This is a genomic window from Streptomyces sp. OfavH-34-F, from assembly GCF_022347745.1.
In the GTDB taxonomy this organism is placed as follows: Bacteria; Actinomycetota; Actinomycetes; order Streptomycetales; family Streptomycetaceae; genus Streptomyces.
Genome location: NZ_JAKRGC010000163.1, coordinates 1 through 13,428, shown reverse-complemented (window position 1 = coordinate 13,428; position 13,428 = coordinate 1). Strand labels below are relative to the sequence as shown.

10 protein-coding genes are annotated in these 13,428 nt (G+C 73.5%); 4 read left to right on the top strand and 6 right to left on the bottom strand.

The genetic code is table 11. From position 1 onward, the window contains the following. Nucleotides 1–155 precede the first annotated feature (155 nt). A complete protein-coding gene (locus MHW47_RS21945; RefSeq protein ID WP_239225504.1) occupies nt 156–2,006 on the top strand; it encodes a glycoside hydrolase family 3 protein in 1,851 nt (616 codons plus the stop codon). Between the two features lie 96 nt (nt 2,007–2,102). Here MHW47_RS21945 and MHW47_RS21940 read toward each other — a convergent pair whose 3' ends face one another. Both MHW47_RS21940 and MHW47_RS21935 read right to left on the bottom strand, forming a co-directional pair. Continuing rightward, nucleotides 2,103–3,578 carry a S28 family serine protease gene (locus tag MHW47_RS21940; RefSeq protein WP_239225503.1) on the bottom strand — a complete coding sequence of 492 codons (1,476 nt, stop codon included), beginning with the start codon at nt 3,576–3,578 and terminating at the stop codon, nt 2,103–2,105. Nucleotides 3,579–3,723: 145 nt separating this feature from the next. Then, nucleotides 3,724–4,140, bottom strand: a complete 417-nt coding sequence (locus MHW47_RS21935; RefSeq protein WP_239225502.1) for a hypothetical protein — start codon at nt 4,138–4,140, stop codon at nt 3,724–3,726. Between the two features lie 186 nt (nt 4,141–4,326). On the opposite strand from MHW47_RS21935, the gene MHW47_RS21930 reads away from it, so the two are divergent. Beyond that, the gene (locus tag MHW47_RS21930; protein WP_239225501.1) at nt 4,327–4,815 is read left to right on the top strand and encodes a hypothetical protein; all 489 of its coding nucleotides are present in this window, start codon (nt 4,327–4,329) and stop codon (nt 4,813–4,815) included. Here MHW47_RS21930 and MHW47_RS21925 read toward each other — a convergent pair whose 3' ends face one another. The 4 genes from MHW47_RS21925 to speB all read right to left on the bottom strand — a co-directional run bounded on the left by MHW47_RS21925 (nt 4,816) and on the right by speB (nt 12,425). Next, nucleotides 4,816–8,583 carry an ABC transporter ATP-binding protein gene (locus tag MHW47_RS21925; RefSeq protein WP_239225500.1) on the bottom strand — a complete coding sequence of 1,256 codons (3,768 nt, stop codon included), beginning with the start codon at nt 8,581–8,583 and terminating at the stop codon, nt 4,816–4,818. A 120-nt stretch (nt 8,584–8,703) separates the two neighbouring features. Beyond that, nucleotides 8,704–9,663 (bottom strand): serine hydrolase, encoded by a 960-nt coding sequence (locus tag MHW47_RS21920; RefSeq protein WP_239225499.1) that lies wholly within the window; start codon nt 9,661–9,663, stop codon nt 8,704–8,706. A gap of 111 nt (nt 9,664–9,774) precedes the next feature. After that, nucleotides 9,775–11,460, bottom strand: coding sequence for a thiamine pyrophosphate-binding protein (locus MHW47_RS21915; protein ID WP_239225498.1), 1,686 nt, complete (start codon nt 11,458–11,460; stop codon nt 9,775–9,777). Continuing rightward, nucleotides 11,457–12,425 (bottom strand): agmatinase, encoded by a 969-nt coding sequence (gene speB, locus MHW47_RS21910; protein ID WP_239225497.1) that lies wholly within the window; start codon nt 12,423–12,425, stop codon nt 11,457–11,459. Before speB ends, MHW47_RS21915 begins: the two co-directional genes overlap by 4 nt. Before the next feature lie 220 nt (nt 12,426–12,645). Here speB and MHW47_RS21905 point away from each other — a divergent pair, with 220 nt between their 5' ends. Then, nucleotides 12,646–12,912, top strand: coding sequence for a hypothetical protein (locus MHW47_RS21905; RefSeq protein WP_239225496.1), 267 nt, complete (start codon nt 12,646–12,648; stop codon nt 12,910–12,912). Nucleotides 12,913–12,981: 69 nt separating this feature from the next. Beyond that, on the top strand, nt 12,982–13,428 hold a 447-nt coding region (locus tag MHW47_RS21900; RefSeq protein ID WP_239225495.1), incomplete at its 3' end, for an EsaB/YukD family protein.

Here is a 13,428-nt window from a genome sequence, read left to right as displayed (position 1 = left end):
CGCGGGAGGGGGGAGGGGCGAGGGGACGCGGGGGCGGAGGGGACGCGCGCAAAACGGTCCGCACCCTTGACCGGAAGTTATTTTCTGGATATCCGTGCTCCTTGGAAGTTTCTTTCACCTCCCCCTCGTCACCGAGTACGGCCGAAGGAGCTCACGTGCCCCACCGCACCTCCAGACGGACCCTTCTCACCGCCACCGCCGCCACCGCCGTCGCCGCGGCCGCGGGCATGGCCACCGCCCCCGGCGCCCTCGCCTCCCCGGGCGCCGCGCACAGCAGCCACTCCTCCGCCGCCACGACCCGGCGGCTGAAGCGGCTCATCTCCCGGATGAGCCTGGAGGAGAAGGTCGGCCAGCTCTTCGTCATGCGGGTCTACGGGCACTCGGCCACCGACCCGGACCAGGCCGACATCGACGCCAACCTCGCCGAGATCGGGGTGCGCACGGCGGCGGAGATGATCGCCAAGTACCACGTGGGCGGCATCATCTACTTCGCCTGGGCGCACAACACCCGCGACCCGCACCAGATCGCCGAGCTGTCCAACGGCATCCAGCGCGCGGGGCTGGCCGGCCCGACCCCGCTGCCGCTGCTGATCTCCACCGACCAGGAGCACGGCATCGTCTGCCGCGTCGGCGAGCCGGCCACGCTGATGCCCGGCGCGATGGCGCTGGGCGCCGGCGGTTCGCGCTCCGACGCCCGCCGGGCCGGGCAGATCGCGGGCGCCGAACTGGCCGCCCTCGGCATCCGGCAGAACTACGCGCCGGACGCCGACGTCAACGTGAACCCGGCCAACCCGGTGATCGGCGTCCGCTCCTTCGGCTCGGACCCGCAGTCCGTGGCGGGGATGGTCGCCGCCCAGGTGAAGGGGTATCAGAGCGCCGGGATCGCCTCCACCGCCAAGCACTTCCCGGGCCACGGCGACACCAGCACCGACAGCCACACCGGCCTGCCGGTCATCGGGCACACCCGCGAGCAGTGGGCCGAGCTGGACGCGCCGCCGTTCCGGGCTGCCATCGCGGCGGGCATCGACTCGATCATGACCGCGCACATCGTGGTGCCCGCGCTCGACCCGTCCGAGGACCCGGCGACGCTCTCCAAACCGATCCTCACCGGCATCCTGCGCGAGGAGCTGGGCTACGACGGGGTGGTGGTCACCGACTCGCTCGGCATGCAGGGCGTGCGCACGAAGTACGGGGACGAGCGGGTGCCGGTCCTGGCGCTCCAGGCGGGTGTGGACCAGCTGCTCAACCCGCCGAGCCTGGAGGTCTCGTGGAACGCGCTGCTGGCGGCCGTCAAGAGCGGTGAGATCAGCGAGGCTCGGCTCGACGAATCGATCCTGCGCATCCTGCGGCTGAAGGCGAAGCTGGGACTGTTCGAGCGGCCCTACGTCACCGCGCGCGGCGTCGACCGCACGGTGGGCACCCGGGCACACCTGGCCGCCGCCGACCGGATCGCCGAGCACACGACGACCCTGCTGGCCGACGAGGGCCGGCTGCTGCCGCTGTCGCGCCGCTCGCACCGGAACCTGCTGGTCGTCGGCGCCGACCCGGCGTCCCCCTCGGGGACCACGGGCCCGCCCACCACCACGCTGGCCGAGGCGTTCAACGAGCTGGGCTTCACCGCGACCGCCCTGTCCACCGGGACCGCGCCCGGCAGGGCGGCCATCGACGCGGCGGTGGCGGCGGCGGCCGGCAAGGACGCGGTGGTGGTGGGGACGTACAACGTGTCGGCGACCAGTGCGCAGCGGACGCTGGTGCGCGAGCTGGCCGCGACGGGCGTCCCGGTGATCACCCTCGCCATCCGCAACCCGTACGACATCGCCCACCTGGCGGGGACCGGGCACGCGGCGCACCTGGCCACCTACTCCTGGACCGACGTGGAACTGCGCGCGGCGGCCCGGGTGATCGCCGGCCGGGCCCGCCCCGAGGGGAAGCTCCCGGTGCCGGTGCAACGGGCCGACGACCCGTCGAAGGTGCTCTACCCGGTGGGGTACGGGCTGACGTACTAGGGGTCGGGCGAGGCGCGGGTCCGGGCGCCTCCCCCTACGCGGACCGGGCCCCCCTCCGCCGCCGGGTGCGGTGGACGGGGGCCCGGTGCCGGGGGCTCAGGGGCGCCGGACGCCGAGGCGGTGGTCGGTCGTCAGGTCCTTGTTGTCGAGCCGGGCGTCGAACTTCGCGAGCGGCTTCGCCTTCGACGCGTCCTGCTGGACGGCGGCCGGGGCGACGCCCGCCCAGCGCAGGATCGCGGCCGTGGCCGTGGCGTTCTCGGAGGGGACGAGGCCCGCGACGTTCGAGCCGTGGTTCCCGCCGGGCACCGTGAAGACGTAGCTGTCACGGGCGCCCGCCCCGGGCCGGAAGCGCTCGGCGCCCCACGGGTCGTTCTCGCCGTACACGTACAGCATGTTCCGGGCGTGGTGGCGCACCCAGGTGTCCACGTCCCGCATCGCCTGCGGCTGGAAGCGCATCGGGATGGAGCGCGGGACGAAGTTGCGCGGCGGCTGGTAGCCGTAGCGGCTGAGGTCGCCGAGCCAGGGCTGCCGGATGTCCGGCGAGCCGAGCTGGGTGCCCGCCTGGTAGTAGTACGGCGTGTAGCGCTCCAGGCCCTGGTCGGTGTAGGCGGAGAAGCCGGAGATCGCGTCGACGGAGTTCCAGATCTCCTCGTCGGTGGCCTTCGCGGCGTCGGCCGGCAGCCGGTCGCAGTCGGCGAGGAGGCTGTACTGCCAGAACGCCCACACGTAGTCCATGACGACGGCCTCGTACGCCCGGTCCAGGGAGCCGGTCGTGGTGAAGGTGTAGCCGTTCTCGGCGGCGTACCGCCGGTACTTCTCCTCCAGCGGTCCGCGGCGGATCAGCGCCTGGCGCTGGACGCCGCCGAGCTTGTCGCGGCACTCCTCCGTCCCGACCCGGGCGAAGAACCGGTCGTAGGCGGAGTCCTCCTTGTTCACCACGTCGTTGGGGGCGACGTAGGCGACGACGCCGTCCATGTCCCGGGGGTGGAAGCGCTCGTAGTAGGTGGCGGTCATGCCGCCCTTGGAGCCGCCGGTGGCGATCCAGTTCCCGGAGTAGATCCGCTTGAGCGCGGTGAAGATCCGGTGCTGGTCGTCGGCGGCCTGCCGGATGTCGAGCTTCGACCAGTCGGCGGGCGAGGGGCGCGACGGGGTGAAGAAGCGGTACTCCAGCGACACCTGGTTGCCGTCCACGATCCGGGTCGGCTCGGAGCGGCTGGGGTTGGTGGAGACGTTGTAGCCGCTGGTGTAGAAGACCGTGGGGCGGGAGGTGTCCTTGTGCAGCAGGGTGAGGCGCTGCTGGAACGTTCCCTTCCACGGGCGGCGGTGGTCGACGGGCTGGGTGTATTCGAGGACGAAGTAGCGGTAGCCCGCGTAGGGCTTCTCCTCGACGAGGCGCATGCCCGGGATGGCCAGGATGCGGTCCTTGATGTCCGTACTCGTTCCGCTGTCGCTCGCGGCGGTGCCGAGCGGGGCCGGTTCGGCGGCGGTGGCCGCCCCGGCCGAGGCTCCCGTCGCACCGACCGTGCCGATGAGCACCGCGAGCGACAGAATCCCTCTGAGCGCCTTGCGCATGCGCGTCCTCCCCTGGGGAGGCGTCCCGCCGATCACGAACAGGTCCCGGGAGACACCTCTTGGTTCACAGCTGACGCGGTGAACCTAGCGGGGCAACCCCCGTACCACCAGACCCCCTTGCCGGGTACGGGGACGTGTCACCCGGTCAGCACAGAATCCAGCTGGTGCGACCGCTGCCGCCCGCGACCACGCCGGAGACCCGTACGCACCGGTTGAGCGCGTGGACGGTCACCGGCCCGGCCTGGCGGGTGTAGCGCCCGCTGTCCGTGACGGGGTGGCCGCCGCGCGGCTGGATGGTCACGGCCATCGGGCGGCGCTTGCCGGGTTTGGCGGCGACGGCGGTGGCGCAGGCATAGGCACGGGACTTGTAGACGCGCAGCTCGCCCGTCGCGAACTTCACCGTCGTACGGGGGCGCCCGGCGCACACCGAGGCCGCGTCCGCGCTGCCCGCGACCGCCCCGCCGAGAACCAGTGCGAAGGCCGCCGCCAGGGTGAGCGCGGCAGCGCGCCGGCAGAGCCCGCGCCGTGCGCCCCAGACCTGTCGTTCTGTCCCTCTGGTCACAGCAGCCCCATCACTTCATCGAACATCCGCACCCGAATCCGACACCTGGGCGCACAGGTGTGTCCCTGCGTACGACGCGGGAGGCCCCGGAGAGGTTGCGCCCGGCGGGTCCGGCAGGGGCCCGGGGGCTCCCCGGCCCACCATGGAGCCCGGCAGGACAGACCCCCACGAAAGGTAGGAACCGCCATGACCCGTACTCGTTCGGCCCGGCGCACCCGCGGCCGTACGCTGCTCGCCGCCGCCCTCCTGGCCGCCGCCGTCGCCGTTCCCTCCGCCGCCGCGGCCCCGCAGGCGGCGGCCCCGGCGGCACCCGCGCACGACGAGACCTCCACCCAGGAGTCCCGGCTCGTCGACCACTTCTACGCCGCGTACATCGACGCCGTCGCCGCCGGGGACGGGCGCTCGCTGGCCACCGCGCTGCGCGGCTTCTACCTCACCCCCGGGCTGCGCGACCGCCTCCGCGACTGGGAGGCCGCCCACCACGCCGACGGTGTGCTGCTCGCCCAGGACGTGCCGGTGGACCACCGGGTCACCGCCGGACACAGCGGCGCCGGCCACACCTGGTCCACGGTCCGGCTCACCTGGGGGACCGCCGAGGACCCCGTGTACACCTGGCTGACCGTGCGCTCCGACCTCGCGACGGGCCGGATCTCCGGCATCCGCGAGGGCGACTGATCAGACCCCGGCCGGCTCGTCCTCCCCTATGAACGTGCGCCACAGCACCGCGTAGTGCCCGTCGCGGGCGAGGAGTTCGTCGTGCGTGCCGTCCTCGACCACCCGGCCGTGGTCCATCACCACGACCCGGTCGGCGCGTGCGGCGGTCGTCAGGCGGTGGGCGACCACGAGCGTGGTGCGCCGCCCCGCGAGCCGGTCGGTCGCCTGGTTCACCAGGGCCTCGCTGGCCAGGTCGAGCGAGGCGGTGGCCTCGTCGAGCAGCAGGATGTCCGGGTCCACCAGTTCGGCGCGGGCGAGCGCGATCAGCTGGCGCTGCCCGGCCGACAGGTTGCGGCCCCGCTCGGCCACCTCGTGGAGGTAGCCGCCCTCCAGGGTGGCGATCATGTCGTGCGCGCCGACCGCGCGGGCCGCCGCCTCCACCTCCGCGTCGGAGGCGTCGGGCCGCCCGTAGGCGATGGCGTCCCGCACCGTCCCCGCGAAGAGGTACGACTCCTGCGGGACGACGCCGAGCCGGCGCCGGTACGCGGTGAGCCCGAGGTCGCGCAGATCGGTGCCGTCCACCGTGATCCGGCCGTCCGTGGGGTCGTAGAACCGGGCGACCAGTTTGACCAGGGTGGACTTGCCGGCCCCGGTCTCGCCGACGAACGCCACGGTCTGGCCGGCCGGGACGCGCAGATCGACGCCCCGCAGGGCGGCCTCCTTGTCCCCGTACGCGAACGACACGTCCTCGAAGGCGATCTCGCCGCGCAGCGCGCGCACCTCGCGCGTCTCGCCCCGGTCGCCGGTGGTGGCCGGTTCCCGCAGGAGTTCCTGGATGCGGCCCAGGGAGACGGCGGCCTGCTGGTAGCCGTCGAAGACCTGGGAGAGCTGCTGCACGGGCGCGAAGAACAGCTCGATGTAGAGCAGGTAGGCGACCAGCGCGCCCGCCGTGAGCGTGCCGTCGTCCACCCGGCCCGCGCCGACGATCAGCACGGCCGCGGCGGCCACCGAGGAGAGCAGCTGGACGAACGGGAAGTAGACCGAGATCAGCCACTGCCCGCGCACCCGCGCCCGGCGGTAGTCGTCGCTGCGGGCGGCGAACCGGTCGGCGCCGTCCCGCTCGCGGCGGAACGCCTGCACGATGCGCAGCCCGGCGACGGACTCCTGGAGGTCGGCGTTGACGACCCCGATCCGCTCGCGGGCCAGCTCGTACGCCTTGACGCTCTTGCGGCGGAAGAAGACGGTCCCGACGACGAGGACGGGCAGGGTCGCGAAGACGACGAGCGCCAGTTCCACGTCGAGGACCAGCAGCGCGACCATGATGCCGAGGAAGGTGACCACGGAGACGAAGGCGGTGACGAGCCCGGTCTGCAGGAACGTGGACAGCGCGTCCACGTCCGTCGTCATCCGGGTCATGATGCGGCCGGTCAGCTCGCGTTCGTAGTAGTCGAGCCCCAGGCGCTGGAGCTGGGCGAAGATCTTCAGCCGCAGCGCGTACAGCACCCGCTCGCCGGTGCGGCCGGTCATCCGGGTCTCGCCGATCTGGGCCGCCCACTGCACGAGGACGACGACCAGCGCGAAGGCGGACGCCGTCCAGACCGCGCCCAGCGCCAGCTTGGTGACGCCGTCGTCGATGCCGTTGCGGATCAGCACCGGCAGCAGCAGTCCGGCGCCCGCGTCCACGGCGACCAGGCCGAGGCTCACCAGCAGTGGCAGCCCGAAGCCCCGCAGCAGCCTGCGCAGCCCGTAGGAGTCCTCGGGGTGCACGGCGCGTGCCTCGTCCACGTCCGGCGTGTCGGTCGCCGGGGGCAGGGCCGCCACCTGGGCGAGCAGCTCCGGGGTGGCGGGGGTGCCGGCCGTGTCGGTGGCGCGGTCCTCCTCGCGGCGCACCCACAGCTCGGGGGTGATCCCGCGCTCGGCGTCGAACTGGGCGTCGATCTCCTCCTGGAGGGCCCGGTCGCGCGCGGGGTCCTCGGCCGCCTTCGCCACCTCGGCCGGGCGGTGGCCGGGCGAGGGCGCGCCCAGCTCGTCCGGGTCGGTGAGCAGGCGCCGGTACAGCGGACAGCGGCGCTCCAGCTCCTCGTGGGTGCCGAGGTCGGCGAGCCGGCCGTTCTCCAGGACCGCGATCCGGTCGGCGAGGTTGAGGGTGGAGCGGCGGTGGGCGATGAGCAGGGTGGTGCGTCCGGCCATCACCTGGCGCAGCGCCTCGTGGATCTCGTGCTCGACGCGGGCGTCCACGGCGGAGGTGGCGTCGTCGAGGACGAGGAGCCGGGGGTCGGTGAGGATGGCGCGGGCGAGCGCGATGCGCTGGCGCTGGCCGCCGGAGAGGGTGAGCCCGTGTTCGCCGACCTTGGTGTCGTAGCCGTCGGGCAGTTCGGCGATGAACCGGTCGGCCTGGGCGGAGCGGGCGGCCTGTTCGATCTGTTCGTCGGTGGCGCCGGGCAGCCCGTAGGCGATGTTGGCGCGGACGGTGTCGGAGAACAGGAAGCTGTCCTCGGGGACGAGTCCGATGGCGGCGCGCAGCGAGTCGAGGGTCAGCTCCCGCACGTCGTGGCCGCCGACGAGGACCGCGCCGTGCGACACGTCGTAGAAGCGGGGCAGCAGCAGCGAGACGGTGGACTTGCCGCTGCCGGAGGCGCCGACCACGGCGACGGTCTCGCCGGGTTCGATGGTGAGCGAGAAGCCGTCCAGGACCGGGCGCGGTTCGGCTCCGCCGTCCCCGTCCCGGGCGTAGCCGAACCGTACGTCCTCGAACTCGACGCTCGCCGGGGCGTCGGCGGGCAGTTCCCTGGTGCCGTCGGTGAGGGTGGGTTCGGTGTCGATGAGTTCCAGGACGCGTTCCACGCCGGCGCGGGCCTGCTGGCCGACGGTGAGGACCATGGCGAGCATCCGGACCGGGCCGACGAGCTGCGCGAGGTACGTGGAGAACGCGACGAACGTGCCGAGGGTGATCTCGCCCCGGGTGGCCAGCCAGCCGCCGAGGGCCAGCATGGCGACCTGGCCGAGCGCGGGCACGGACTGGAGGGCGGGGGTGTAGCGGGCGTTCAGCCGGATGGTGCGCAGCCGGCCGGCGAACAGCTTGCGGCCGACCTCGCGCAGCTTGCCGGTCTCCTGCTCCTCCTGGCCGAAGCCCTTGACGACGCGGACGCCGGAGACGGCCCCGTCCACGACTCCGGCGACGGCGGCGGCCTGGGACTGGGCGTACCAGGTGGCGGGGAAGAGCCGGGTGCGGGAGCGGCGGGCGATGTACCAGAGGGCGGGGGCGACGGCGACGGCGACGAGGGTCAGCAGCGGCGACAGCCACGCCATGATCACCAGGGAGATCAGGAAGAGCAGGACGTTCCCGATGGTCATCGGGAGCATGAAGAGCAGGCCCTGGATGAGCTGGAGGTCGCTGGTGGCGCGGCCGACGACCTGTCCGGTGGACAGTTCGTCCTGGCGCCGGCCGTCGAGCCGGGCGATGGACGCGAACATGCCCGTACGGAGGTCGTGCTGGACGTCGAGGGCGAGCCGGCCGCCGTAGTAGCGGCGGATGTACGTGAAGGCGTAGACGACGACGGCGGCGGCGATCAGCAGCCCGGTCCACACGGCCAGGGAGCGGGTGTGGCCGACGACCACGTCGTCGATGATGACCTTGGTGAGCAGCGGGACGAGGGCCATCACGGCCATACCGCCCAGCGAGGAGCCGAGGGCCAGCAGGACGTTGAGCCGGTAGCGCCAGGCGTAGCCGCTCAGTCTCCGCGCCCAGCCGCCCCGCTGCCCGCGCCCCGTATCCCGTGCGTCCGCCACCCGGTGCCTCCCGTCCGACCTGATCCGACGGAAGGCACCAACGCGGTGGGCTGCGGATTTCATCCCGCCGCCGCGAAGACGAGACCTTGGTCCTAGGTCTCGCCGCCGCTCGGACGCCCCCTAGCGGGGCCGGGCGGTGAGCATGCGGCCGGCGGGGGCCTCCGGGACCGGCGGGAGGGCTTCCTGCGGGGCGCTGGGCACGGCGAAGGTCGCGGCGTGCATGATGCGCGGGTTGAGGTCCTTGTGGACGGCGCGGGCGACGGCCTGGATGGTGTTGACGCCGTCGCTCATCGTCTTGTTGTCCTGGGTGAGGACGGTGAGCGCGTAGTCGTGGCCGTTGCCGGTGAAGGCGCCGATGCTGTGCACCCGCCAGCCGTGCGTGGCGCGCTGGAGCCAGCCGTTCTTGACCTGGACGGTGGTGCCGGTGAGGGCGCCGGCCGGGGTGCCCCAGCGCTGCGAGGAGACGACCTTCTTCATCAGGCCCAGCTCGTAGGAGCGGGAGGCGGTGGTGAGGACGGAGTTCTTCGAGGTGAGCAGGGAGAGCAGCCGCTGCTGGTCCTGGGCGGTGATCTGGGTCAGGCCCCAGTAGCCGCCGGAGCCGGGGACGGTGTGGGTCATGCCGGCCGCCTTGAGGAAGGCGTTGACCTTGGCGACGCCGAGCTGCTTCCACAGGGCGGTGGTCGCGTCGTTGTCGGACTTGGTGATCATCTTGGTGCTGAGGTCGACCTCGCGCTGGGTGAGGTGGCGGCCGGTCTTGGCGTTGTCCCACAGGAGCGTGGCCAGCACGGTCGCCTTCACGATGCTCGCGGAGTCGTACTTCGTGGTGGCGCGCAGGGTGCAGGTGGTCTTGGTGGTCCGGTCGTAGAGCGCCATGGAGACGGTGGACGCGCGGCCCTTGAGCGCGGCCGTGATGTCCTTGGTCAGCTTCGCGGCGAGCCCGGCCCGGCCGGAGGTGCAGCTCACCTGCGCGGTGGCGGCGGACGCGGGCGCCGCCGCGAAGGATATGGGCGCGAGGACCCCGGCGGCGACGGCGGCGCAGAGCGCGGCGCGGGCGCGCCCGGCGGTACGGGACGTGGTCATGGGTGTGTTCCCCCTGAGTGATTCCGGCGGGCGGCCCCCCGGCGCGCCCGCAAGTGATGACTCACGGGCGCCCGGAAGGTTGTACGCGCCACCGGAATCCCGGCGGGGCCGCTACAGGTGGGTCGGCTCGAACATCCGCAGCAGGGCCGGGAGGACGACGACCGAGGGTCCGGGCCGGCCGAACGCCTCCGCCAGGTCCGCCGCCAGCGTCTCGGGGGTCGTGCGGACGGCGGGCACGCCGAAGGACGCGGCGAGGGCCGTGAAGTCGGGGCGGGCCAGCTCCGTGGCGGTGGTCTCGCCGAAGGCGCCGGTCAGGTACTCGCGCAGGATGCCGTAGCCGCCGTCGTCGACGATCAGCCAGGTGACCGGGAGGCCGTACTGCCGGGCGGTGGCCAGTTCCGCCAGCGAGTACATGGCGCCGCCGTCGCCGGAGACCGCGAGGACCGGCCGCGTCGGGTCGGCGACCGCCGCGCCGAGCGCCGCCGGGTAGGCGTAGCCGAGGCCGCCCGCGCCCTGGGCGGAGTGCATGGTGTTCGGGCGGCGGGCGTCGAACGCGGCCCAGGCCCAGTAGCCGAGGATCGTCATGTCCCAGAAGCTGGGCGAGGCGTCGGGCAGGGCGGTCCGGATCGCGGTCAGGAGCCCCTGTTCCAGGTCGCGCCCCTGGGCGGCGATCCGGTCCCGTACGCGGTCGAGGACGGCGGTGACGCGGGCGGCGGCGGCCGGGTCGGTGCGCGGGGCGACCGCGTCGAGGAGGTCGGCGAGCGCGTCGCGGGCGTCCGCGTGGATGCCGAGCGCCGGGAGGTTGGCCTCCAGCTTGCCGGCGTCCGCCTCGATCTGGATCACCCGGCCGCGCGGGGCGAAGGTGTAGTAGTTCGAGGAGAGTTCGCCCAGTCCGGAGCCGACGACGAGCAGGACGTCGGCGTCCTCCAGGAAGTCCGTGACGTGCCGGTCCTCCACCCACGACTGGAGCGAGAGCGGGTGGGTGTGCGGGAAGGCGCCCTTGCCGCCGTACGTGGTGACGACCGGGGCGTCGAGCCTCTCGGCGAGCGCGCGCAGCTTGCCGGAGGCGTCGGCGCGTACGACGCCTCCGCCCGCGACGACCGCCGGGCGCTCGGCGCGGGACAGCAGGTCGGCGGCGACCGCGATCAGCTCCGGGCGGGCGTGGAGTTCGCGCGGGGTGGCGTCCGGGGCGAATACGACGGGCAGCGAGGTGGCCGCCTCCAGGACGTCCTGCGGGATCTCGACCCAGACGGGGCCGTGCGGGGCCGTCAGCGCGGACTCCCAGGCGGCGGCGATCGCGGAGGGGATCTGGGAGGCGGCGCGCACGGTGTGGACGGACTTCACCACGTCCCGGAACGACGCCTGCTGGTCGCGCAGTTCGTGCAGCATGCCGTGCCGGCCGCCGCCGAGGCCCCGGACGGGGACCTGGGCGGAGACGGCGAGCACGGGCGCGGAGGCGGCCGCCGCCTCCTGGAGCGCGGCGAGCGAGGTCAGCGCGCCGGGCCCGGTGGACAGGAACAGCGGGGCGGCCTCGCCGGTGATCCGGCCGTAGGCGTCGGCGGCGAAGCCCGCGTTGTTCTCGACGCGCAGGCCCACGTACTCCAGCGGCGAGCGGCGCAGCGCGTCGAACAGCGCGAGCGCGTGCTGTCCGGGCAGCCCGAAGACCGTGGTCGCGCCGAGGCCGCGCAGCGTCTCGACGACGAGGTCGCCGCCGGTCCGCCCCGGCGGGGGGTTCAGCGCGGCCGCGGTCTGGGCCGGGGTGAGCGCGGGCCGCTCGTCGTGGTGGTCGTGACTCAACGCTGCCGGGCCTCCGCGATCTGCCGGGTCATGATCGTCGTCAGCTCGTACGCGGTGTGCGAGGCGGCGACGGAGGTGATCTCCGCGTGATCGTACGCGGGGGCGACCTCGACCAGGTCGGCGGAGACCAGCCGGCAGGAGGACAGGCCGCGCACGATCTCCAGCAGTTCGCGGGAGGTGAGGCCGCCGGCCTCGGGGGTGCCGGTGCCGGGGGCGTGCGCCGGGTCCAGCACGTCGATGTCGATGGAGATGTACAGCGGCCGGTCGCCGATGCGCTGGCGCAGCTGGTCGGCGACCTCGTCCACGCCGCGCCGCATGACGTCGGCGGAGGTGACGATGCCGAAGCCCATCTTGGCGTCGTCGGTGAGGTCCTGCTTGCCGTAGAGGGGGCCCCGGGTGCCGACGTGGGAGAGCGCCGAGGTGTCGAGGATGCCCTCCTCGACGGCCCGGCGGAACGGGGTGCCGTGGGTGTAGGCGGCGCCGAAGTAGGTGTCCCAGGTGTCGAGGTGGGCGTCGAAGTGGAGCAGCGCGACCGGTCCGTGCTTCTTGGCGACGGAGCGCAGCAGCGGCAGGGCGATGGTGTGGTCGCCGCCGAGCGTCATCAGCCGGGCTCCGGTGTCCAGGAGCGCGTCGGCGGCGGCCTCGACGGTCTCCACGGCCTCCTCGATGTGGAACGGGTTGGCCGCGATGTCCCCGGCGTCGGCGACCTGCGCGAGGGCGAAGGGGGAGGCGTCCTGGGCCGGGTTGTAGGGGCGCAGCAGCCGGGACGCCTCGCGGATGGCGTTCCCGCCGAAGCGGGCGCCGGGCCGGTAGGAGACGCCCGAGTCGAACGGCACCCCGACGACGGCGACGTCCGCCGTGCCGACCTCGTCCAGGCGGGGCAGCCGGGCGAACGTCGCGGGTCCGGCGTACCGGGGCACGCGGGAGGAGTCGACGGGTCCGCGCGGCGTCTCGTTGCTGGTCATACGGGGTGAGCCCTTCCGTGGAATACGTGTGCCGGAGCGACGCTAGGCGGCCTCGGGGCCGGACTGAAGTGTACGTTTCGTCCACTCACCCACCGGAACGGATGAATCGCGCCGGTCCCCGGTCCCGGCCGCTTCCCGGGCGTCTCCGTACCGATCCGGCCACCCCGTGTGCCGATCATCGCCTCATGTGACATATGTTGCAGTGGCAAAGGGGGGATGGATGGCGCGGGACTACGACAGTCAGCTGCTGGAGTCGGTGGGCGTACGCCGCCGGCGGATGCGGGACGCGCTCCTGTTCGGTACGGGACGCGCGCGGCGCACGGCCGACGAGCGCCTGGGCAAGGTCTTCGCGGGAATCGCGATCACCGCCGTGCTGTGCGCCGGCTGTGTCGGCTGGTCCTTCCTCCAGCACACCCTGGACAAGCAGCGGGCCGAGCAGGAGAAGCAGCAGCGGCAGTCCCAGCAGTACGGCCTTCCGGGCCGCTGATCCCGCCGTCGCACCGGTCCTGGAATTCCGAGAAGTCACGATGATGGGGTTGCGTCAGTGAGTACGGCAATGACTTCCCGTGCGGAGATGAGCCGGGTGACCCTGGTCGGCGAGCGGCGCCGCGCCGATCTGGTCCTGCCCTCCGACACCCCGGTCGGGCAGCTCCTTCCGGACATCCTCCGGCTGCTGGACGACCGGGCCGCCTCGCGCCCGCTGACCAGGCAGCTGCTCACCGCCGACGGCTCCGCCCTGCCGCACGACTCCACCCTCGCCTCCGCGGGCGTCGGTGACGGCGCCGTCCTGCGGCTCGTCCGCATCCACGCCGCCCCGCCGGCCCCGGTGGTCCACGACGTCACCGACCAGGTGGCCGACAGCCTGGACCTCCAGGCGTGGCGCTGGCGCCCGGCCGCCCGCCGGGTCACCGCCGGGGTGGCGACCGTGGTCTTCGCGGTGGCCGCGGCCCTGCTCGCCCGCCGGGAGTTCCCGCTGGGCGCCCTGGCCGGCGCGCTGGCGGGC